Here is a 20,051-nt window from a genome sequence, read left to right as displayed (position 1 = left end):
AGTTCGGCGTATGCGTTACTTCGCCGTCGGCATGCTGAACTCCGCGCCCTTGGCGATGCTGTCCGGCCAGCGCTGCATCACGCTCTTGTAGCGGCTGAAGAAACGCAAGCCCTCTTCGCCGTAGGCGTGGTGGTCGCCGAACAGCGAGCGCTTCCAGCCGCCGAACGAATGCCAGGCCATTGGCACCGGAATCGGCACATTGATCCCGACCATACCCACCTTGATGCTGCGGGCGAACGCGCGGGCGATGCCGCCGTCACTGGTGAAGCACGACACACCGTTGCCAAACTCATGGGCGTTGATCAGCTCCACCGCTGCGGCGAAATCCGCCACGTGAACGATGCCCAGCACCGGCCCGAAAATCTCTTCCTTATAGATGGTCATCTCAGGGGTGACGTCATCGAACAGCGTCGCACCCACGAAGAAACCGTTCTCGGCGCCCGGCACCTTGAAGTTGCGGCCATCGACGATCAGTTTCGCGCCTTCCTTCACGCCCTGTTCGATGTAGCCCTCGACCTTGGCCTTGTGCACCGCCGTGACCAGCGGGCCCATGTCCGAATCCTTGTTCATGCCGTTGCCGACCTTGAGGGAGTCGATGCGCGGCAGCAATTTGTCGATCAGCTTCTGGCCTACATCGCCGACCACCACGGCGATGGAAATCGCCATGCAGCGCTCGCCCGCCGAACCGTAGGCGGCGCCAATCAAGGCGTCGGCGGCCTGGTCCAGGTCGGCATCGGGCATCACGATCATGTGGTTCTTGGCACCGCCCAGCGCCTGTACCCGTTTGCCGTTGGCAGTGCCTTGCTGGTAGATGTACTCGGCAATCGGCGTCGAGCCCACGAAGGAAATCGCCTCGACATCCTTGTGTTGAAGCAGCGCATCGACCGCCAGTTTGTCGCCCTGGACCACGTTGAACACGCCGTCCGGCAACCCGGCCTGCTTGAGCAGGCGGGCCATCAGCAGGCTGGCCGAAGGGTCCCGCTCCGAAGGCTTGAGGATGAAGCAGTTGCCGGTCACCAGTGCCATGGGAATCATCCACAGCGGCACCATGACCGGGAAGTTGAACGGGGTGATACCCGCGCACACGCCCAGGGGCTGGCGCAGGTTCCAGTTGTCGATGCCGCCGCCGATGTTGTCGCTGAAATCGCTTTTCAACAGGCTCGGCGCGCCACAGGCGAACTCGACGATCTCGATGCCGCGCACCACTTCGCCCTTGGCATCGGAAAACACCTTGCCGTGTTCGCGGCAGATGATTTCGGCCAGTTCGTCGTGGTGCTGGTCCAGCAGTTCCTTGAACTTGAACATCACCCGTGCGCGACGCAGGGAGGACTGGTCAGCCCAGGCGGGGAACGCGGCCTTGGCAGCGGCTACCGCCTGGTCGACGGTTGCAAGTTCGGCCAGCGCCACCCGAGCCTGGACCTCGCCGGTGGCGGGGTTGAACACATCGCTGAATCGCTCGCTGGCGTCCTGTACCTGGCCATTGATGCAGTGGCCGATGATCGGGGCATTGCTCATTGCGGGGCTCCTTGAAGAGTGTACCTACGTAGCAGCACGGCTTGCCGGCGGGTGCGGTGTGTCAGGCGACCATGATGTTGCTGATCCACCGCTCCCGCCGGCAAGCCGTGCTGCTACGGGGTATGTGTGAGGTTCAGAGATCCAGCAGCCACTGATGCTGCGGATCGTTGTGAAATTGCCAGGCGCGTTTGGGGCCGGCCATCACGTTCAGGTAGTAGGACTCGTAGCCGTAGGGCACGCTGACCGGGTGGTAGCCCTTGGGCACCGTGACCAGGTCGTTGTTTTCCACGGCCATGGCCTGGTCGATGCTGCGATCGTCGGTGTAGACGCGCTGGAAGATGAAGCCCTGTGGCGGGTTGATCTGGTGGTAGTAGGTCTCCTCCAGAAAACTCTCGTGAGGCAGGTCGTCCTTGTCGTGCTTGTGCGGCGGGTAGCTGGATGAATGACCCGACGGCGTGCGCACTTCCACCACCAGCAGCGAATGGGCAGGCTCCGAATCCGGCAGGATGTCGCACACATAACGGGTGTTGGCCGCCTTGCCGCGCACGCTGCGCTTCATGGTGTCGGGCTTGATCAAGCGTGCAGGCAGATCCCCTTCCGGATTGCCGGGCGCCGCACACACCGCGATCTGCACAGCGCTCAAGGCCACCACCTGCGCCTGGCTGCCGGGCGGCAGGTACACGGCGAAGGGCGATTTGTCTTCGAACACCGATTGTCGGTCGCCGATGTTTTCCCAGTTGAAGGCGCCCTGCCCCGGCGCTTCGCCGCTGACACTGACGCGCCCGCTGAGCAGCACCAGGCACAGCTCCTTGTCGCCCGCGCTGACCGGCAGACGCTCGCCCACTGTCAGGCGATGGGCAGCAAACCCGACGTACTCCAGCACGCCCTCACCCAGGGCCACCACATCGCGCCCTTCAGCCTTGCTCTTGACCAGAAGATTCATGTTCACAAACTCCCTTGCTTTTGCGCAGCGGCCAGCAGGCTGCGCAGGGTGTCGTAGCCTTTCTTCGCATAGACATAGCTGGGTGCGACGGCAGGATCCTGCTCGGCCTCGACCACCAGCCAGCCCTCGTAGCGCGCCTTTATCAGCACATCGAGCAGGGCTGCGAAATCAATGTCGCCATCGCCCGGCACGGTGAAGGTGCCATTGACGATGCAATCCGGAAAGCTCCACAAATTATTGCGCGCCAGTTGCACCACAGGTTTGCGCACGTCCTTGAAGTGCACATGGCACACCCGGTCGATGTGTTTGCGCAGCACTGCAAGCGGCTCGCCACCGCCCATGTAGCAATGGCCCGAATCGAACAGCAGGCCCACTTCACTGCCGGTCAGCGCCATCAGTTTGTCGATGTCTTCAGGGGATTCGACATAGGCGCCCATGTGGTGGTGATACGCCAGGCGCACGCCTTGTGACAAGGTGAAACGCGCAAGCTCCGTGAGTTTGTCCGCGTATTGCTGCCACGCCGCCTCGCTGTGAAAGCGCGGACGCTCCACCAGACGAATGCGCTGGCCCTGGATCGAGTCGGCCACCTCACCGTAGACCAGCACCTTGGCGCCGTTGTGCTTGAGCAGCTCGACGTGTCTGGCGATGGCTTCGATCTCTTCGGCCACCGAGCGGCTGGCCAGGCGGCTGGAGTACCAGCCCGACACCAGCGCCAGGTCATAGGGCTTGAGCACATCGGCAACACCCTTGGCGTCCTTGGGGAACTTGCCGTTGAGTTCGAAGCCTTCGTAACCGATTTCCCGGCCCTCGCTCAAGGCGGTGCTCAGTGGGGTTTCGCCGCCCAGGGCCGGCAGGTCGTCGTTGCTCCAGGAAATCGGGTTGATGCCAATTCGGATTGCAGAAGCGTGCATGGCTGGACCTTTGTTGTTTTTTTCGCGTTGAACATGGGATTGCAGCGGATCAGGTCAGGTGCTCAGCCCCGCGCCTCGCGCCAGGATTCGATCAGGAAACCGAAGGTGCTCTGCACCCGGCTGATGAGCCCGGCGTCGTCGATTTCCCCTTCCAGCCAGGCGCGGCTGGGTTCGTGGAAAATCGTGCGGCCCACGGCAAACCCGCGGCAGGTCGAACTGCGGCTCGCTTCGCGAAAACCTGCGGCCAAGGCTTCGGCCGGTGCGTTCAGGCCCAGCAACACGACGCCACGGCAGTAAGGGTCGCGCTCCTGAATCAGTGCATCGAGCTGTTCCCAGACGTGCGCCGGCTGGGTTTCGATCTTCCACCACGCAGGGTAAATCCCCAGATTGTAGAGGCGTTTGAGGGAGCGATAGATCACCTCGGGGTGAGTGCTGGGGTGATCCTTGGGCGGAATGACCTCCAGCAACAATTCATGACCGCTGGCCTGGGACGCCTGATACAGCCCCATCAGTTGCGCTTCCTGTTCCAGGCGCAGCATGGGTTCGTCATCGGGATGGTATTGCACCAGGCATTTGATGATCTGCTCCTTGGGCCAGGCCATCAGGTTGCTGCCGATGGAACGGCCATGCTCAAACGCCAGCGGTCGCGAGCCCTGCACTTCGACCGGCCGGGCGATCCACCAGTCGCGGCCGGTGGCAGCGTTCAGCGAATCCTGGCCGAAGCGTTGATCGGCCAGCAGCCCGACATCGGCGGCGATTCCGCGCCGGGCCAAGTCGGCCTCGACCCGCTCCACCGCCTGAATGAACAACTGCTTGAGCTGACCGATGCAGGCCAGGTCACGCCCGGCCTTCTGCGCCAGTTCCACCAGTTGCCCGCGATGATCGAAGGCGAAAATGAACAGCTGCTTCCATTCCCGGCGCGGCACGCTGACCTGATGCAGGCGCTGCAGCGTGACGTCCTGGTCGGGCCGGGTGATTGGCACCGGGCTCTGGAACAGGTAGTCCAGTTCCGCCAGCGTCGGCATGGCCGGGGCACAGGCATGGCGCGACACCACCAGCCCGCCGCAGGCATTGGCCAACTGGCAGCAGCGCTCGTCGCTTTCGTCGTTGAGCCAGCCTTTCAGAAAACCGGACATGAACGCGTCGCCTGCGCCCAGCACGTTCAGTACCTCGACACGCACGCCGGGGTAGATCGCGCCGTCTTCGAGCCGCGCAGGAATCGCTCCATGGATCACCGTGCAGCCTTGTGGCCCGAGCTTGACGACAAGGGTAGCGGCGGTCAGCTCGCGCACGTTACGCAGGGCGCCGAGCAGGTCGGTCGAGCCGCCGGCGATGAGAAATTCTTCTTCGGTGCCGACGATCAGGTCGAAGCGCGGCAGAATGCGTTGCACATGCTGGCTGACACTCTGGTTGGCGACAAAGCGGGTCTGGCCATCGGCCTTGCCGGTCAGGCCCCAGAGCACCGGGCGATAGTCGATGTCCAGCACGCGCTTGACGTTGTGCTTTTCGGCGTAATCGAGCGCCTGGCTGCTGGCCTTGAACACCTGGTCGGTGGAGAAATGGGTGCCGGTGATCAACAGCGCCTTGCTCGACGCGATCTGCGCCTCATCGATGTCTTCGGCGGCCAGGGCCATGTCGGCGCAGTTTTCCCGGTAGAACACCAGCGGGAAGGTTTCGCGATCCTTGATGCCCAGCAGCACCATGGCCGTCAGGCGTTCGGCATCGACCTTGATGCCACTGACATCGCAGCCTTCGCGGGCCAGGGATTCCACCAGGAAACGCCCCATGTGATCGTCACCGACGCGGGTCAGCATGGCCGACTTCACCCCGAGGCGCGCCGTGCCAAACGCGATGTTGGCGGAGGACCCGCCCAGGTACTTGGCGAAACTTGAGACATCTTCCAGCCGCGCGCCGATCTGCTGCGCGTACAGGTCCACGCCCAGACGCCCAAGGCACACCACATCCAACTGACGTCCACTGGCAAAACGAGTCTGGCCCATGCCGGCTCCTCATATTTATTGTTATCAGCCAGGCCTGCGTGAGAGGTGCAGGCCGCGTTCGTGAATGCAGACTAGAACGGCATCGCGTCCGGATCAATGATTTTTTCTAAATTATTTTCATGTGGAACTTTTTTTCTATTTTGCGCAAATGCTGGCAGATCGTGCTAAACAGGCAGGATATAAATGTGAAGCCCTGTAAACTGGGGCGATAAGAAAAGCTTGAGGATCCGAACGTATGTCCAGCACTGATCAGCCGTCCCTGCCCGACACCGACGACAGCCCCGCGTCGTCCATCACCGCGCCGGAAACCGCTGATGCCCTGCTCAAGCTGATCACCGCCGAATACGAAAGCCTGCCGCGCCAGCTCAAGCGCATCGCCAGCTACATGAGCCAGCAGAGCGACCGGATCATGGTCGACCGCATCAGCGACATCGCCCGCGAGTGTGAAGTGCACCCGTCGGCCATCGTGCGGTTTTCCCAGCGGTTCGGTTTCAGTGGCTTCAGTGAAATGCAGGCGCTGTTTCGCGAGGCCTACACCCACAAGGCCACGCCGGTGCAGAACTACCAGCAACGCATCCGCAGCATGATCGCCAACAAATCGCAGAAAGCCAGCGGCGGCGACTTGGCGCGCGAATGCGTGAACGCCACGCTGTCCGGGCTTGAGCGGCTTGCGCTGGAGCTGGACGACGAATCGTTCGAAAAGGCTGTGGATCTGGTGGTCAACGCCGACAACATCTACGTGGTCGGCGTGCGCCGCTCGTTCGCGGTGGCCGATTATCTGGTCTACAACCTGCAGCACACCAACAAGCGCATCCATCTGGTGTCGGGCCTTGGCGGCAGCTATCGCGAGCAGATGCGCAGCGTGCGCGCCAATGACCTGGTGATCGCGATCAGCTTCACGCCCTATGGCAAGGAGACGCAACACTGCCTGCGTATTGCCCAGCATCATCAGGCCAAGACGTTGATCATTACCGACAGCAACCTGTCGCCGCTGGCCAAGCGGGCCAATGCGGTGTTGTTGGTCAATGAGGGGAGCTCGTTTGCGTTTCGTTCATTGAGTGCGACGCTGTGTTTGTGTCAGGCGTTGTTTATCGCTGTGGCGTATCGGTTGGAATTGAAGGTGGATGAGATTTCGGAGCAGGTGGGGTTTGAGGATTGAGGTGTTTTTGGCTTTTGATTGGAGGCTGATCCGTTAGTTGTGGTGACGGGGACTCAGCCTCCCGCCCTTACGGCGGGGTCGATCTTGCGGACGCCATCAGTTCCGTATTCTTTGCCATACCCAAAATCGTAGGAGCGCGCTTGCCCGCGAATGGGCGGTACATTCGATGGAGAGGTGTCGGATGCACCACCGCCATCGCGGGCAAGCGCGCTCCTACAGATGCAACTCCCCCCGTAGCAGCACGGCTTGCCGGCGGGGGCGGTCTTGCGGACGTCCCCGCCGGCAAGCCGTGCTGCTACGGGTCGGGGGTGTGTTTTAGAATTTGATCTTGGTGCGCGGTGGTGAATGCCTCAACCACCGCGAAGACGGATATACACACGACTTCAGCGTCGCAAGAAGACGCAGAGCGTCAAACACGCCGTTACCACGCAGAGCGTGGGAACGATCATCAATACAAAAATCAGAGATCCCGCGCTTCGTTACGCCTGCGCATGCCCTTGGCCCGTTTCTCCAACACCAGATACACCACCACCGCCAGCATCAGCGGAATCAGGAAATAAATCACCCGATACCCAATCAGCGCCGCCAGCAACTGCCCCTTGCTGAACTGATGCTGCATCAGCGTAATGAACACCGTTTCCAGCACCCCAAGCCCCGCCGGGATATGAGCGATGACCCCGGCGATGCTGCTGATCAGCAAAATCCCCAGCACCGCCGGATAGAAGGCTTTTTCCGGCAGCAGTATGTAGATCAGCAGCGCCATCAGCCCCCAGTTCAGCGCCCCTAGACAGGCTTGGCGCAACGCCTGGTTCAACGACGGCAAGACCAGCTTCTGCTTGCGAATGGTCCAGGTGCGCCGACGAGAAAAGCGGCACGCCAGAAAGTACCCGTAACACACCGCCAGCAGCACAAAGCCGATCAACTGCAGCGTCGTGTCGCCGATCTTCCAGCCTTCGGGCAGGTCAATGAAATCCCCGGCGAACACGAACCCGGCCAGCAGCATGTAGCCCAGCCAGTTGGTCACCAGGCTCAGGCTGAGAATGCGTGTGATGGTCGGCACATCCAGCCCCAGCCGCGAATACAAACGGTAACGCAGGGCGATGCCGCCGACCCAGGAACTCAGGTTGAGGTTGAAGGCATAACAGACGAAGGTCACCGGCACGATCTGCTTTACCGACAGCTTGTGCTCGGTGTAGCGCCGCGCCAGCACATCGAATCCGCAATAGGTCAGGTAACTGCCCGCCGCCACCACAAAGCCCAGCGCCAGGGTGCTGGCCTTGTAGGATTCCAGCGCGTGGGTCACCTCGTTCCAGTCCAGGTTTCTCACCAGCAGAAACAGCAGCACCGGCACGGCGACGAAGAAAAACAGCGTAAACAGGCGCTTGGCCCATTTAAGCCAAGGGCCGTGTTTGCCAGTGACCTGCTCCGTCCCTGGGTGCCCGGTTGTCCGCGACAGACCGCTCATGACGACTTCTCCTGTTCAGGCGCCAATTCATGCTTGAGCACCTGGGCCTCTGGCAGCCCGTCGGCGGCGCGCATGGGCTTGAGCCGCGGACCGTGGACCGGAAACAGGCCGGCGATGGCAGGGAAATGCCGCAGAAAGTGGAAGCTCAGGAAGATCATCGGCGCCCGCCACCACTGCCCTTTCGCCAGCCCTTTGAGGTTGGCCTGCTTGCTGTGGGCGGCCGCCAGGTCCTGCAAGTGCTGATGCAGCTGCTCGTTCAGCGCCCGGTCGCGGATGAACAGATTGGCCTCAAGGTTCAGCGCAAGGCTCAACGGGTCGAGGTTGCTGGAGCCCACGGTCGACCATTCGTGGTCAATCAGCGCCACCTTGCCGTGCAGCGCACGTTGCTTGTATTCGTGGATCACCACCCCTTCGCGCAGCAGCCAGGTGTAGGTCAGGCGCGAACACATGCGCACGAACGGCATGTCCGGCTTGCCTTGCAGGATCAGGGTGACCTTCACCCCCCGACGCGCGGCGTTGCGCAGTTCACGCAGGAAGCGGTAACTGGGGAAGAAGTACGCATTGGCGATGGTGATGCGTTGTTGGGCGCTGCGCATCGCGAGCAGGTATTGCTCTTCGATGTCGGTGGTGTGCTGGCGGTTGTCGCGCTCGGCCAGCAACATGCGCGCAGGGCCCGCCTGGCGGGTTACAGGTTTGAGTGGCGCAAAGGTCTTGCGCAACGCGGGGCTTAGCATGTTCAGGGTCGAGCGATGGATGTCGGCCACGATAGGGCCGCGCACCAGCACCGCATAATCCTGCTTGGCGGTGATGCCGGTGTCCGCCATGTGATCGACGCTGTAGTTGATGCCGCCCATGAACGCCAGCTCGCCATCGATCACCACCACCTTGCGGTGCAGGCGGCGGAACAGGTTGGTGCGCATGCCCATGAGCCGCGGCTGCGGATCGAACAGCTGGATCTGCACACCGGCCTCGATCATCTTCGCCACGAACGCCGAACTCAGATCACAGGTGCCATAGTCGTCCACGGTGATCACCACCCGCACGCCACGGCTGGCCGCCTCGATCACCGCCTGTTGCAGGCCTTCGCCGATGCGGTCTTCGAAGATGATGAAGGTTTCCAGCAACACCTCTTGCCGGGCCGCACGAATACAGGCGAAGACCTTGCTGAAATAGTCCTCGCCATTGATCAGCAACTCCACCGAGTTGCCGTCCTGCCAGATGCCGCATCGATCGTTGAATGTCTTCACAGGATCACCTCCACGGCCAGTGGCGCGTGATCGGACAGGTGTGACCAGGGCCGGTTGGACAGGACCTGGGGTTTGGCGATGCTGACGTTGCGCACGTAGATGCGGTCCAGCCGCAACAGGGGAAAACGCGCCGGAAAGCTCTTGGCCGGGGCGCCGAAGGTTTCGACGAACACCTCGCGCAAGCCGGTCGAGGCCAGCGCCGCATCGGCCTTCTGGCGCCAGTCGTTGAAGTCTCCGGCGATGATGACCGGTGCATCGGCCGGCAGCCGCGCAACCAGGTCGGCCATCAGCGCCAGTTGCTGCTGGCGATGAATTTCCTTGAGGCCCAGGTGCACGCACACGGCGTGGACCTCGCCACAGTCCGGCACCTGCAACACACAATGCAGCAGGCCGCGCTCTTCGGTGCCGAGGATCGAAATGTCGAGGTTCTCATGGCGCACGATCGGGTACTTGGACAGCAGCGCGTTGCCGTGGTGGCCATGGGGATACACCGCGTTGCGACCGTAGGCGAAGTCCTGCCACATGCTGTCGGCGAGGAATTCGTACTGCGAAATGGTCGGCCAGTTCTTGACCTTCTGCGCATGGCTCTGATGCTCGCCGTGCACCTCTTGCAGAAACACCACATCGGCCGACACGCTGCGCACCGCATCGCGCAGTTCGGGCAGGATGAAGCGCCGGTTGAGAAAACCGAAGCCCATGTGCATGTTCATGGTCAGCACGTGCAGGGTGATGCGGGTCGACGCCGGCGGTCGTCGGCGGCCGGTGTCCTGGGGGGCGAGGACGCTACTGGAAATGCTGCTCAAAACTCAACTCCTTGCAGATCGCCGGGCGCGACTTGCAGCGCGTCGGTCAGCTTGAAACGCGCAAGCAAGGCCCGTGCGTCATAGGGCGCGCGCACCTTGATGTCGTTGTCGAAGTAACAGAAGACATCCCGCGACTTGCGCGCCCGCATGGCCTTGGCACTGGCCAGGTGCGCGTCAGCGGGTTGCTCGCCCTGGCGCCATGCATCGATGCGGTCGCCCCAGCGCTTGAGCGCAGGCTTTGTGTAGCCACTGGCGTAGAGTTTTTCGTCGCCGTGCAGGCGCAGGTAGATGAAGTCGCAGGTAAGGTCTTCCAGATACGGCCACTTGCCGGCCGTGTCGGCGGTTACCAGCGCCACCTTGTACTTGCGCAACAGGGCGATGAATTCGGCGGCGGCAAAGCTTTCATGGCGAATTTCCACGGCATGACGCAGGCGCGCCCTGGCCGGAATGTCGAGATAGCCCGGTTTCTCCATGCGCGGCGCGCAGCCCTGGGCGCAGGTTTTGGCGGCCTTGCCATCGTGGGGCAACTGCTGCAGGAAATGCTCGAAGCGTTCAGCGTCGAATTTGAAGCTTGGCGGGAATTGCCAGAGGATCGGCCCCAGCTTGTCCTTCAACTGAAACAGCCCCGAGGCAAAGAAGTTGGCCAGGGCTTCGTCGATGTCCTTCAGACGCTTGACGTGGGTGATGTAACGCGGCGCCTTGAGGCTGAAAACGAAGCCCTTGGGCGTGTCGGCATACCAGCGGGCGTAGAGATCCGGCGACTGCAGAGAGTAGAACGAGCCATTGATTTCAATGCTGTTCACCGCTCTGGACGCGAATTTGAGTTCGTTTTTCTGAGCCAGGCCTTCCGGGTAGAAATCACCGCGCCACGGCACATAGCGCCAGCCCGAGATGCCGATACGGATATCGCCCATGCAAGTGCTCTCTGTGCTTCCCGCCACGGCCCGTGCCGTGAGCGCCTTCAAAAGGATATGAAGCTTGAGAGGTGGCCAGGTTCCGTAGTTTTTTGCAGGGATTGGCTGGCCTAGAAGTGCCCTACCGCCCTGCGAGCCTTCTCGCGCGCGCCACAGACATTCATCTGACACCAGCGGCGCCGGCCGTTTTTCGAGGTGTCGATGAACAGCCAGTCGCAGTCAGGTGTCGCGCAGGCCTTGAGCCTGGAGAGGTCGGGGGATGTCAGCAGCGCCGCAGCCTGTACCGCCATGCGGCCGATGAAACCTGCGGTCATGGCTTCCAGGGAGTTGGCCGGCAACCAGCGCCAGATGAACCCGCCCGGCACCGCTACCACCTGACGCTGCGCAGCGGTCTGGGCCAGGGCCGCGTTCAGCTCGTCCATGGCCACAGGATCTGCGGCTTCGCCCAGCGCCAAGGCCAGGAACAGCCGGTACAGCGACTCGCGCAACGCAATCAGCTGGCTGAACGCCGTGATGCTGTGCCAGGACGCATCATGCACCAGGTGCACCAGCCGCTCATGCTCATCCGAACCGATCAGGCCAGCGTGATGAAACCAGTGCACGACGTCTTCGAGATTCGACAACTTGTCGATCACCTCATCAAGCCCTGTGCCGGGCCTGCGGCCATCGCAGGTATTGAGGAAGTCGAGCACGCCCATGCCGCCGACCAGGCGGATGGCATTGACCTTCAACTGACCGATAGACATCGCCCGTCCCCAGCAGTGGCTCACTGCTGAATAATGGCAGAGACGGGCGAATTCGAGGGAATTTCTGACGACTGCCCCTTCAAACGAGGGGGATGAACGGTCATTCGCCTCTGGAACGGCGCAGCCAGTCGTCGATCATGCCCACCGCCTCGGCGACGCTGGTCCGGTCGCTGTGGATGTGCAGCTCAGGGCACACCGGCGGTTCATACGCCGAATCGATGCCGGTGAAGCCGCGAATTTCACCCTGGCGGGCACGCCGGTAAAGCCCCTTGGGATCCCGCGCCTCGGCCACCGCCAGCGGCGCATCGACAAAGACTTCGACGAACCGCTCGGTGCCGATGATCGAACGCGCGTAATGGCGGCAGGCATAGGTCGGCGAAATCAGCGCCACCATGACGGTCAGCCCGGCATCGGCCATCAACGCCGCCACCTCCGCCACCCGGCGCACGTTTTCTTCGCGGTCATGGTCGCTGAACCCGAGGTCGCGGCACAGGCCGCTGCGCACCGAGTCTCCGTCGAGGATGCAGGTCCTGAGCCCGCGCCCCTGCAATACCGGTTTGAGGCCGTCGACGATGGTGGACTTGCCGGCCGCGGACAGCCCGGTCAGCCAGATGACATGGGGTGCAGGCTGCCCTTCGCCCGGGGCCTTGCGGGTGAATGAATAGGCGAACAGGTTGTGGGTCGAGCCCGAAGGGGCACTCTGGATGTTCATGCTAAAGCCTCCCTGGCTTTGTTTTCAGGCGAAGGCCTGGTGGATGATGAAGTCGGCGCGCATCGGGTCATAGACATGCTTGAAATCGCCCACGCTCTTGCCGACTTCAAACCCGGCCAGCGCCAGCTCGCCTCTCAGTTGCGCGGGCAATACGGGGTACACCCGCAGCCGGAAACAGGCGCCATCGCTGAAGGTGTAGATGAACTCGCACAGGGAGCGGTTGAGCTCGCCCAGCGTGACCTTCGCGCTCTTGCCACAGTAGTAATAGCGCCCCGACGACGAAAAATGCCCACTGAGGATCGCCTGGAAATTGCGCTGATCGATCAACAGCAGCCCGCCGGGCTTGAGCACGCTGCGAAAGCGCTTGAGCACTTCGACCCGCTCGTCCTGCTCGAAGAGGTGGCACAGCGAGCTGCCCAGGCACACCACTGCATCGAAGGTGCCGAGCAGCCTGGGGTCAAGACGATGCCAGTCCAGGCACAGCAACGGGATGTCGAGGCTGCGCCGGGCGAAGTTGACCTTGGCCCGTTCGAACATGCTCGGGCTGCCATCGCAGGCCACCACATCGAACCCGGCCCGGCGCAGTTGCACCGCGTGAAAGCCGGTGCCGGTGGAAGCGTCGAGCACTCGACAGGCGCCGGCCGCAAGCAGTTGATCGGTGAAGAACGACCCCTCCCCCGCGGCGCGTTTGTCCCAGTCGATCAATTCATCCCAGCGGGCGACGAAATCGGCGCTGTACTGTTGGGCGTAATCCTGATCGTCAAGATCAACTGGCGCGGCGGGTGATAGCGGGTTGCTGACTGACATGGCTGCTGACTCCCTGCTGATGAATGTCGCTGGCGAACGCCCGGTATTTACGCCCCAGCTCCTCTGCACAATGCGCCGCTTCCGATACCTTCATCTGCGGCATGAAATAACCCAGCATCTGTTCCATCACGCCCATCTGCGCGCGGCCGAACACCACCGTGCCATCGGCCAGGATCGACTCGATGCCGTCCTGGCGCTGCCCGGCCTCGTTGAGCGTGATCGCCTCCTCGCGGGTGACGCCATACGGCAGCCCGAGCAGCACCTGGCCCATGCCGACCTTGACCGGATACCCACCCGGCAGGCCGTGGGGGCCGGGGGCATGGACGTGCACTTCGTCTTCGGCGAACAGGTTTTCCAGCACCCGGATCGCCGACATGGCGGTCAGGTACTGGCCATCGATGCCGCCCAGCCGGCGGAAGTGTTCAGCGACGCTGGCAAAGATGGCCTGGGCAGGGAATTCGTCGGTGCGTTCGCGGCCGTCAATCCAGTAACTCAGGTTGAAATGGGCCTGGGCCGGCAAGCCACGCCGCGGCACGTAATGACTGAAGTAATGCTGGCCGATCAGCTTGACCCCGACCTGAAGCGGCTCGCAGTGCGCCAGCCGGGCGATGGCGCAGCGGGTGGCCGGCACCAGATTGGCGATGTTGCCCACGCCCACGTCCGGCGCCAGGCCGGCCTTGAACAGCACCGCATTGACCGCATCGGGGTACGCGGCGTTGACCACCAGCCTTCTGGGGCAGGACTGCTTGATCGCCCGCATCAAGGCATAGGCCGGCGCCAGGTGCATCGGCAGCCAGGGCCCCAGTTGCGCCTCGTCCAGCGCGTCGAAGGTCACCTTGGGAAGCTGGGTGATGATGCGCCAGGACTGCAGCGAAGCGCAGTTGAGAATGATGTCGGGCTTGATCTTGGCGAGGGTGTAGGCGTTGCGCTCGATGGTGGCCTCGGTCAGGTCCATCTCCCAGGGCTGGATACTGACCTGCACGTCCCGCTGCAAGGCCGCCAGCCGCACCAGGTTGCACAGCCGCGTGGCCTGTTCCAGGTTGCGGCTGGCCACGTGAAATTCGAACTGATTGCGTCCGGCCAGAATCTGCAGGATCTGCAGGCACAGATTGCCGCCGCCAACGATCAACAACTTTTTGCGTTGCATGTCGTGTTCTCCTTGTTAGCGTCCCTCGCCCGGTCGCGTCAGCGCGGGTAGGCGCCGTTGTCGACTGCGATGACTTTCCCGGTCAGGTGGCGGCTCTGGTCAGACAGCAGAAACATGATCACATCGGCCACGCCCTGGGGTTCGATGGGCTCGTCGAGGATTTCCTGTCGTTCGTACTCCTTGCGCCGATGCTCGGGTATGCGGTCATGGATGGAGGTATTGCGCACCAGCGCCGGAGACACGGCGTTGACCCGCACCCGAGGAGCGAAATTCCAGGCGTTGGCCTTGGTCAGGCCGATGACGCCCGCCTTGGTGGCGCCGTAGAGAGCGTCCATGCTGCCCACCTCGCCGGCCACCGAGGTGATGTTGATGATGCTTCGCGAATGCTGCGCCTGGGGTTCGTGCCGGGCGAAATCCTTGGACAGGTAGACCAGCGACTTGAGGTTTACCGCCCACATTTCCTCCATGTCCCCGTCGCTGTAGTCGTACACGCTCTTGCCGTTGTAGACGCCTGCGTTGTTGACCAGCCCGTGCAGGCTGCGGTGCTTGTGAACCTCGTAGAGATTGCCGATGAACGACTGGTAGACCGATGCCTGGGCGAAATCGACCAGGTGGGTTTCCAGCCTGTGGGGTGGCAGGTCGCGTTGCAGGGCCTGCAAGCCGAGGCGATCCTTGTCGGCAGCGATCACGAAGAACCCCGCCTCCACACAGGCCATCGCGGTGGCCCTGCCAATGCCGTTGGCGGCGCCGGTGATAACGATCTTTTTCATGGATGTCCCTGTTGCACGAAGTGATTCATGCGCTCGTAGAACGGCCGATGGACCTGGTAATACGCCATCAGATGGGGGGATTCAGTGAGCTGGCGTTCGTCGAATCCGGTTTCCGGCGCGACGATCCGGGTGCTGCTCTCCGCCTCCTTGTGCCAACTGCGCCAGGCCATCCATTGCGCAGGGCAACCGGCCTCCCAACTGAGCGCCTCGGGCAGGAAGTCCAGCTGCAAGTGGTCACAGAGCCTGCGCAGGGTCTGCTCCGGCTGCCTGGCCAGGTCATCGCCATTGACCACGTAGGGAATCTTTCCGGTGAGCCGCGTCACCTCGCAGAAGATTTCGTACAGTGCCTTGTGCCCGATGGCCGCCAGCGGCATCTGCGCGAACATCGCGTGGTGGGACAGGATGGCCCGGCCCGGCTCGCGAATGATGAACACGTTCTGCTGCTCCAGCAGAAACTCGGGGTCGGCCTTGAGCTCGTCCAGGCAGTGGTAGCACATGTCCTTGTGAAACACGTTGCGGGCCTGGCGGGTGTCGCGCAGCAACGCCTTGATCGCTTCGTAGCTGCGCGGCAAGCCGCAATCCAGATCGTCGTGGGGGATGGCCGACTGCTCGTCGAACGCCATGTGCGCGAAGGGTTCATGGAACACCTCGAAATCGCCGCGTTCGATGAACACCCGCTCAAGCACCGTCGAGCGTGAACGCGGGTGCGCCCACAGCGCGATCATGCGGTTCATGAGGCACGCTCCATGGGCATGCCATTCACAGGCGCGCCGTGCGCATTCTTGACGAACGCCAGCAAGCGCTCCTGGCCATCGCGTGCATCGCGGCTGGCGGTGATGAACGCCGGATGACGGGAAAATTCGGACGGCGCCAGATCGCCTTCGAAGTACGCCTGGTTGAAATAGGGAATCGCCATCAGCCGGTTCAGCACCCGCTTGGGCACCTGCACCCAGTCCCGGGCGGGCACGATCGGCTGGCCTTGCTGCTGGCGGCGGATGAGAAACTCGAGGATCTGCGGCGTCATGGTATAGAGCGTGGCATCTGCCCCGGTCCGCTGCAGGTGCCAGCAATGCTCGCGGCCGCGCACGTCGGTGTCGATCTTCAGGCTGCACAGCAACAGCCGCGCCGGTGTCTGCCAGCGGCGCAGCAGCGCCTGCATCGCCTGATAGACCGCAAGCTCGGCCCAGCGCCGGTCGGCTGCGGTCAGGTGCAGACGGCGTTGCCGGGCCTGGCCTTCGAACTCGGGCTCGGCGCCCAGCCGTCCGATCATGAAACTGATGACATAGCGTGCATGATCGGTATTCACGCCCTGAACCTGTGCACGCAGGCGTCCGTTGTGGATGGCCTTGAGGCAGGCGGCCACCTGCGACACCGTAAAGCAGAAGGTGTTGTTGACCGAACAGCCCTCGGCCACCAACTGTTCGATGGCGCGATAGCCCTGCTCGCTGCCCGGCACCTTGACCATGACATTCGGCGCCAGGCTCGCCAGTTGCAGCCCCCGGGCCACCAGCATCCCCTCGCCCATGCGCTCGCCGCCATCGATCTGCGCCGACAGCCAGCCATGGCGCCTGGCAGAACCCACCCACGAGGGATAAAGCACATTCGCGCCTTCGACAATGGCTTGGTCGTAAACCCTGCGGGCCTTTTCGGCACTGGGCAGGCTCAGGGACAGGCTGGCGAGGTAGTCGCGCCATTTAGCGCTGTTTTCCAGTACGGTGCGGCTGATCAGGCTCGGATTAGTGGTGGCACCGCTGATATCGCCAGCTTGTCGCGAAAAGACTTCGGGCAATAAATGAGCGATGTAATCCGACATATCGGGATAAAGCGACAACATGCGCCTTTTAAAGAGGGCGCACTCTGTGGGGGACGAATCCCACCACACTTCGGAGTCCATGTTTTGCTGTTTCAACAGGCGAGCGAATCCGGGGACGTCCATGTGCAGAGTCCTGTGTGCAAATATCCATGAATGGTGGTGAAGGCCCCAGTGGAGCTGGGCAAAATGCCAGTCTGGTCAGACCGATAGTCAGGGACGCTGAACCGTCGGTGATAAAGATGGATCCAAGTGGATTACCTGTCAAACTCGTTTCGATGGATTGCTAATTATGAATAATTATAAACAGAGCAATTGATAGATCTTAAAAACAAAATAACTTCAATATCGAGCCATACCCTCATTTGAATAACATCATTCGAATTAACTCTTTAACAAATAGTATTACTTATTACTGACAAGTTATTTATTTGGCGCCTATTTGTTGGACATGAATGTAAACCACACACTTTTACGGTTATGGATGCAAAACATTCTAAGGACCGTGATATGCAACATTCTTCCGATCAGCGTTTTGCAACGTTTCAAGGCATGGGGCTGCGCTGGTAAAACCGGCACGCCATTTGAAAGCCATCACAGCGCTTGATCGAAACCTGTGGCGCTGACAGCGTTCATAAAGGCAAGGCAAACTGCCTGCGAAAAAAAACCAGGAACCGAGGGACCCGACCGTGAGTACACCTATCAATACCGAACGCTACAGCTACAAGGCCCGCTGGTTTCACTGGGTGATGGCCGTGCTGATCGTGCTGGCCTACGCGCTGATTCTCAGCCGCAGCCAGTTCGCCAAGGGCACCGATCTGCGCGCGCTGGTGGTCCAGAGTCATTTCTGGGTGGGGATCGTGGTGTTCATCATGGCTTGGTTTCGCATCGCCGAGCGTCACCGCCACACGCCCCCGGGCATCACCCCGCCACTGGAGGGTGCCCTGCGTCTGGCCGCGACCCTGTCGCACTACGCGCTGTATGCCTTCCTGTTCGCGCAGCCGCTGCTGGGCCTGTTCACCGTGTTGCTGGAACGCGGTGCGTTGCCGATTCCGCTGACGTCGCTGAGCATTCCTGCTCCGTTCGCCATTGCCAAGGACACCGCCGAAACACTGGAGCATTACCACGTGCTGCTGGGGACGATCTTCTACTACGTCATCGGGCTGCATGTGATTGCAGCCCTCTGGCATCACTTCGTGCGCAAGGACAATACCGTGCGCCGCATGGTGTAACCCGCTCGATCAGCCTTTGGCGCGGGCCTCGGCGAGGAGTTGCTGGATCACCTGCTCCTGGGTGTCGTAGCCGCCTTCGCCGAAGTGGGTGTAGCGGATCTGGCCCTGGGCGTCGATGATGTAGTGCGCAGGCCAGTACTGATTGCCGAATGCGCGCCAGATGGCGTAGTCATTGTCGATGGCAATCGGGTAGTTCAGGCCCAGCTTGGCGACGTTCTTGCGCACGTTGTCCACCACCCGCTCGTAAGGGTATTCAGGGGTGTGGACGCCGATCACCACCAGGCCGTCCTTCTCGTACTTCTTCGCCCACTCGTTCACATAGGGAATGCTGTGCTGGCAGTTGATGCAGTCGAAGGTCCAGAAATCCACCAGCACCACCTTGCCCCGCAGCGACTCCTTGCTCAGCGAGGGTGAGTTCAGCCATTGCACGGCTCCGGACAGCGACGGCATTTCACCCTTGGCACTGACATCAGGTGCCGAGGCTGCCTTGACGCTGCTGACCAGGTAATCGATGACCTTCGGCACGCCACTCAGCAGGCCCTGCTCCACCGCCGCCGCGCCCTGGGATGAGGTGCCGGCCAGCAACTGATTCTGCGAACCGCTGGCGATGGTCACCGCCACCACCAGCGCCGCAAGGCCCGCCCCGCGACGCAACCAGGAAGTGACCGGCAACGACAGTTTCATCTTCGCCACCAGGCCGCGCCCGGCGAAGATCAGCGCCCCCAGCGACACTGCGCTGCCTAGGCCATAGGCCAACAGCAAGAGGCTGGTCTGTGCGCTCGGGCCTTGCAGCATGGCGCCGGTCAGGATGATCCCCAGGATCGGCCCGGCGCAGGGCGCCCACAACAGCCCGGTGGCCACGCCGATCAGCAATGAAGCCGAAGGGCCGGACAGCCGGCGGGTGGCCGGGTCCAGGCGATTGCCCAGTGTCACCAGCGGCCAGGTCAGCCAGTGGCCGATCCTGGCCGATAACAGCGACAGGGCGAACAGCACCAGGATCACCAGCGCCACCTGCCGGCCAATGCCGTTGGCGGTCACTACCCAATCACTGCTCACCACCGCAAGGCTTGAAACCAGGGCGAAGGTCAGGCTCAGGCCGAGCAGCGTCAGCAGCACCGAGGACACCGAGCGGTCGGCGCGGGCGAACAGAAACGGCACCACGGGGAGGATGCAGGGGCTGAGAACGGTGACGATCCCGCCCAGGAATGCGATGAGCAACATAGGGAGTACCAGCCTGATCAGTTGTCGTGGCAGCCGCCGGAGAAGCTCTTGTAGTCGAGCACGTGGGTCTGGTTCATTGAGTCCAGGTAGGTCAGTTGCGAGGTGACGACGCCGCAGACCGGGGTGGTGCCTTCGTGGGAGGAGATGACTTTCTGGATGTCCAGGTGGTCGCCGTATTTGTAGGCCTGTGGTTTGGCCAGGTCCTGGGCCTGGGCAGACAGGGCGCCCAGGCTCAGGGCGGCGAACAGGGTGGCGATTGAGAGGTTTTTCCAGTTCATGGCGATCTCCAAGGGTTTTCAATGTGTTCAAGGTTGTGTGTTTCGTTGGAGCCTATTGAACGGTCTGGAGGTATCGCGGATGTGTCGGGGGGGCGGGGCTATTTCATCGGTAAGTGTCTATGGGGGGTGTGGATACAGTGGGATACAAATCCGCGTGGGCGTTCCCCTGCTAAATGATCGTTCCCACGCTCCGCGTGGTAACGGCTTGTGTGACGCTCCGCGTCTGCGGGTGACTTCTAGGTCGTGTGAATATCCATTTTCGTGGTGGTTTTGGCCTAGGGTTTCGCCCCTTACGGGCGACTGACTTTCCTTACGGGGAAAGTAAGCAAAGCCATTGCGACAGGCTGGGGTCCTTCGGACTTCCCTCGACT

Annotated in this window: 19 protein-coding genes; 2 read left to right on the top strand and 17 right to left on the bottom strand. The window is 62.0% G+C overall.

Annotation, left to right across the window (positions count from 1 at the left end):
* Positions 1–15: 15 nt before the first annotated feature.
* From ACIPO9_RS24030 to iolC, 4 genes are all read right to left on the bottom strand, one after another.
* The gene (locus tag ACIPO9_RS24030) at positions 16–1,515 is read right to left on the bottom strand and encodes a CoA-acylating methylmalonate-semialdehyde dehydrogenase (RefSeq protein ID WP_400783928.1); all 1,500 of its coding nucleotides are present in this window, start codon (positions 1,513–1,515) and stop codon (positions 16–18) included.
* 133 nt (positions 1,516–1,648) lie between these two features.
* Positions 1,649–2,458, bottom strand: coding sequence for a 5-deoxy-glucuronate isomerase (iolB, locus tag ACIPO9_RS24025; protein WP_274133554.1), 810 nt, complete (start codon positions 2,456–2,458; stop codon positions 1,649–1,651).
* Between the two features lie 2 nt (positions 2,459–2,460).
* Positions 2,461–3,369, bottom strand: a complete 909-nt coding sequence (gene iolE / locus ACIPO9_RS24020) for a myo-inosose-2 dehydratase (RefSeq protein ID WP_400783927.1) — start codon at positions 3,367–3,369, stop codon at positions 2,461–2,463.
* Between the two features lie 62 nt (positions 3,370–3,431).
* Positions 3,432–5,369: a 5-dehydro-2-deoxygluconokinase gene (gene iolC, locus ACIPO9_RS24015; protein ID WP_400783926.1), complete on the bottom strand. Its 1,938-nt coding sequence runs from the start codon at positions 5,367–5,369 to the stop codon at positions 3,432–3,434.
* A 235-nt stretch (positions 5,370–5,604) separates the two neighbouring features.
* Between iolC and ACIPO9_RS24010 the strand changes: the two genes are divergently transcribed.
* The gene (locus ACIPO9_RS24010; protein WP_274133557.1) at positions 5,605–6,528 is read left to right on the top strand and encodes a MurR/RpiR family transcriptional regulator; all 924 of its coding nucleotides are present in this window, start codon (positions 5,605–5,607) and stop codon (positions 6,526–6,528) included.
* A 460-nt stretch (positions 6,529–6,988) separates the two neighbouring features.
* On the opposite strand, the gene ACIPO9_RS24005 is transcribed toward ACIPO9_RS24010, so the two are convergent.
* From ACIPO9_RS24005 to ACIPO9_RS23955, 11 genes are all read right to left on the bottom strand, one after another.
* Positions 6,989–7,993, bottom strand: coding sequence for a lysylphosphatidylglycerol synthase domain-containing protein (locus ACIPO9_RS24005; RefSeq protein ID WP_400783924.1), 1,005 nt, complete (start codon positions 7,991–7,993; stop codon positions 6,989–6,991).
* The gene (gene clsB, locus ACIPO9_RS24000) at positions 7,990–9,240 is read right to left on the bottom strand and encodes a cardiolipin synthase ClsB (protein ID WP_274133559.1); all 1,251 of its coding nucleotides are present in this window, start codon (positions 9,238–9,240) and stop codon (positions 7,990–7,992) included. The genes ACIPO9_RS24005 and clsB overlap by 4 nt, the downstream gene beginning before the upstream one ends.
* Complete coding sequence (locus ACIPO9_RS23995; protein ID WP_337993894.1) at positions 9,237–9,950, bottom strand: endonuclease/exonuclease/phosphatase family protein; 714 nt, start codon at positions 9,948–9,950, stop codon at positions 9,237–9,239. The genes clsB and ACIPO9_RS23995 overlap by 4 nt, the downstream gene beginning before the upstream one ends.
* 89 nt (positions 9,951–10,039) lie before the next feature.
* Positions 10,040–10,957, bottom strand: a complete 918-nt coding sequence (locus ACIPO9_RS23990) for a DUF72 domain-containing protein (protein ID WP_400783923.1) — start codon at positions 10,955–10,957, stop codon at positions 10,040–10,042.
* 110 nt (positions 10,958–11,067) lie between these two features.
* Positions 11,068–11,703: a CGNR zinc finger domain-containing protein gene (locus ACIPO9_RS23985; RefSeq protein ID WP_400783922.1), complete on the bottom strand. Its 636-nt coding sequence runs from the start codon at positions 11,701–11,703 to the stop codon at positions 11,068–11,070.
* Between the two features lie 100 nt (positions 11,704–11,803).
* Entirely contained in the window at positions 11,804–12,415 is a 612-nt protein-coding gene (gene cysC / locus ACIPO9_RS23980; protein ID WP_400783921.1) for an adenylyl-sulfate kinase, read from the bottom strand.
* Positions 12,416–12,439: 24 nt separating this feature from the next.
* On the bottom strand, positions 12,440–13,222 hold the full coding sequence (locus tag ACIPO9_RS23975; RefSeq protein ID WP_274133563.1) for a bifunctional 2-polyprenyl-6-hydroxyphenol methylase/3-demethylubiquinol 3-O-methyltransferase UbiG: 783 nt from the start codon (positions 13,220–13,222) through the stop codon (positions 12,440–12,442).
* The gene (locus tag ACIPO9_RS23970; protein WP_400783920.1) at positions 13,182–14,369 is read right to left on the bottom strand and encodes a hypothetical protein; all 1,188 of its coding nucleotides are present in this window, start codon (positions 14,367–14,369) and stop codon (positions 13,182–13,184) included. The genes ACIPO9_RS23975 and ACIPO9_RS23970 overlap by 41 nt, the downstream gene beginning before the upstream one ends.
* A 38-nt stretch (positions 14,370–14,407) precedes the next feature.
* Complete coding sequence (locus ACIPO9_RS23965) at positions 14,408–15,139, bottom strand: SDR family NAD(P)-dependent oxidoreductase (protein ID WP_274133565.1); 732 nt, start codon at positions 15,137–15,139, stop codon at positions 14,408–14,410.
* A complete protein-coding gene (locus tag ACIPO9_RS23960; protein ID WP_274133566.1) occupies positions 15,136–15,873 on the bottom strand; it encodes a sulfotransferase family protein in 738 nt (245 codons plus the stop codon). Before ACIPO9_RS23960 ends, ACIPO9_RS23965 begins: the two co-directional genes overlap by 4 nt.
* A complete protein-coding gene (locus ACIPO9_RS23955) occupies positions 15,870–16,952 on the bottom strand; it encodes a transaldolase family protein (RefSeq protein WP_400783919.1) in 1,083 nt (360 codons plus the stop codon). Before ACIPO9_RS23955 ends, ACIPO9_RS23960 begins: the two co-directional genes overlap by 4 nt.
* A gap of 686 nt (positions 16,953–17,638) precedes the next feature.
* On the opposite strand from ACIPO9_RS23955, the gene ACIPO9_RS23950 reads away from it, so the two are divergent.
* Complete coding sequence (locus ACIPO9_RS23950; protein ID WP_400783917.1) at positions 17,639–18,181, top strand: cytochrome b; 543 nt, start codon at positions 17,639–17,641, stop codon at positions 18,179–18,181.
* Positions 18,182–18,190: 9 nt separating this feature from the next.
* Here the strand turns inward: ACIPO9_RS23950 and ACIPO9_RS23945 are convergent, their stop codons facing one another.
* Positions 18,191–19,402, bottom strand: a complete 1,212-nt coding sequence (locus ACIPO9_RS23945; protein WP_400783916.1) for a cytochrome c biogenesis protein DipZ — start codon at positions 19,400–19,402, stop codon at positions 18,191–18,193.
* A 17-nt stretch (positions 19,403–19,419) separates the two neighbouring features.
* On the bottom strand, positions 19,420–19,680 hold the full coding sequence (locus ACIPO9_RS23940) for a DUF2790 domain-containing protein (RefSeq protein ID WP_274133570.1): 261 nt from the start codon (positions 19,678–19,680) through the stop codon (positions 19,420–19,422).
* Positions 19,681–20,051: the final 371 nt, after the last annotated feature.

Source organism: Pseudomonas sp. NPDC090203 (genome assembly GCF_044746765.1).
GTDB classification, from domain to species: Bacteria; Pseudomonadota; Gammaproteobacteria; order Pseudomonadales; family Pseudomonadaceae; genus Aquipseudomonas; species Aquipseudomonas putida_AD.
The sequence above is the reverse complement of the archived record's forward strand: the minus strand, read 5'-3'. Positions and strand labels throughout refer to the sequence as shown.

Excerpts from the sequence above, each read along its gene's own strand:
- ACIPO9_RS24030 (WP_400783928.1), bottom strand. The coding sequence starts at position 1,515 with ATGAGCAATGCCCCGATCATCGGCCACTGCATCAATGGCCAGGTACAG.
- iolB (WP_274133554.1), bottom strand. The coding sequence starts at position 2,458 with ATGAATCTTCTGGTCAAGAGCAAGGCTGAAGGGCGCGATGTGGTGGCC.
- iolE (WP_400783927.1), bottom strand. The coding sequence starts at position 3,369 with ATGCACGCTTCTGCAATCCGAATTGGCATCAACCCGATTTCCTGGAGC.
- iolC (WP_400783926.1), bottom strand. The coding sequence starts at position 5,369 with ATGGGCCAGACTCGTTTTGCCAGTGGACGTCAGTTGGATGTGGTGTGC.
- ACIPO9_RS24010 (WP_274133557.1), top strand. The coding sequence starts at position 5,605 with ATGTCCAGCACTGATCAGCCGTCCCTGCCCGACACCGACGACAGCCCC.
- ACIPO9_RS24005 (WP_400783924.1), bottom strand. The coding sequence starts at position 7,993 with ATGAGCGGTCTGTCGCGGACAACCGGGCACCCAGGGACGGAGCAGGTC.
- ACIPO9_RS23995 (WP_337993894.1), bottom strand. The coding sequence starts at position 9,950 with ATGAACATGCACATGGGCTTCGGTTTTCTCAACCGGCGCTTCATCCTG.
- ACIPO9_RS23990 (WP_400783923.1), bottom strand. The coding sequence starts at position 10,957 with ATGGGCGATATCCGTATCGGCATCTCGGGCTGGCGCTATGTGCCGTGG.
- ACIPO9_RS23985 (WP_400783922.1), bottom strand. The coding sequence starts at position 11,703 with ATGTCTATCGGTCAGTTGAAGGTCAATGCCATCCGCCTGGTCGGCGGC.
- cysC (WP_400783921.1), bottom strand. The coding sequence starts at position 12,415 with ATGAACATCCAGAGTGCCCCTTCGGGCTCGACCCACAACCTGTTCGCC.
- ACIPO9_RS23975 (WP_274133563.1), bottom strand. The coding sequence starts at position 13,222 with ATGTCAGTCAGCAACCCGCTATCACCCGCCGCGCCAGTTGATCTTGAC.
- ACIPO9_RS23970 (WP_400783920.1), bottom strand. The coding sequence starts at position 14,369 with ATGCAACGCAAAAAGTTGTTGATCGTTGGCGGCGGCAATCTGTGCCTG.
- ACIPO9_RS23965 (WP_274133565.1), bottom strand. The coding sequence starts at position 15,139 with ATGAAAAAGATCGTTATCACCGGCGCCGCCAACGGCATTGGCAGGGCC.
- ACIPO9_RS23960 (WP_274133566.1), bottom strand. The coding sequence starts at position 15,873 with ATGAACCGCATGATCGCGCTGTGGGCGCACCCGCGTTCACGCTCGACG.
- ACIPO9_RS23955 (WP_400783919.1), bottom strand. The coding sequence starts at position 16,952 with ATGTCGGATTACATCGCTCATTTATTGCCCGAAGTCTTTTCGCGACAA.
- ACIPO9_RS23945 (WP_400783916.1), bottom strand. The coding sequence starts at position 19,402 with ATGTTGCTCATCGCATTCCTGGGCGGGATCGTCACCGTTCTCAGCCCC.
- ACIPO9_RS23940 (WP_274133570.1), bottom strand. The coding sequence starts at position 19,680 with ATGAACTGGAAAAACCTCTCAATCGCCACCCTGTTCGCCGCCCTGAGC.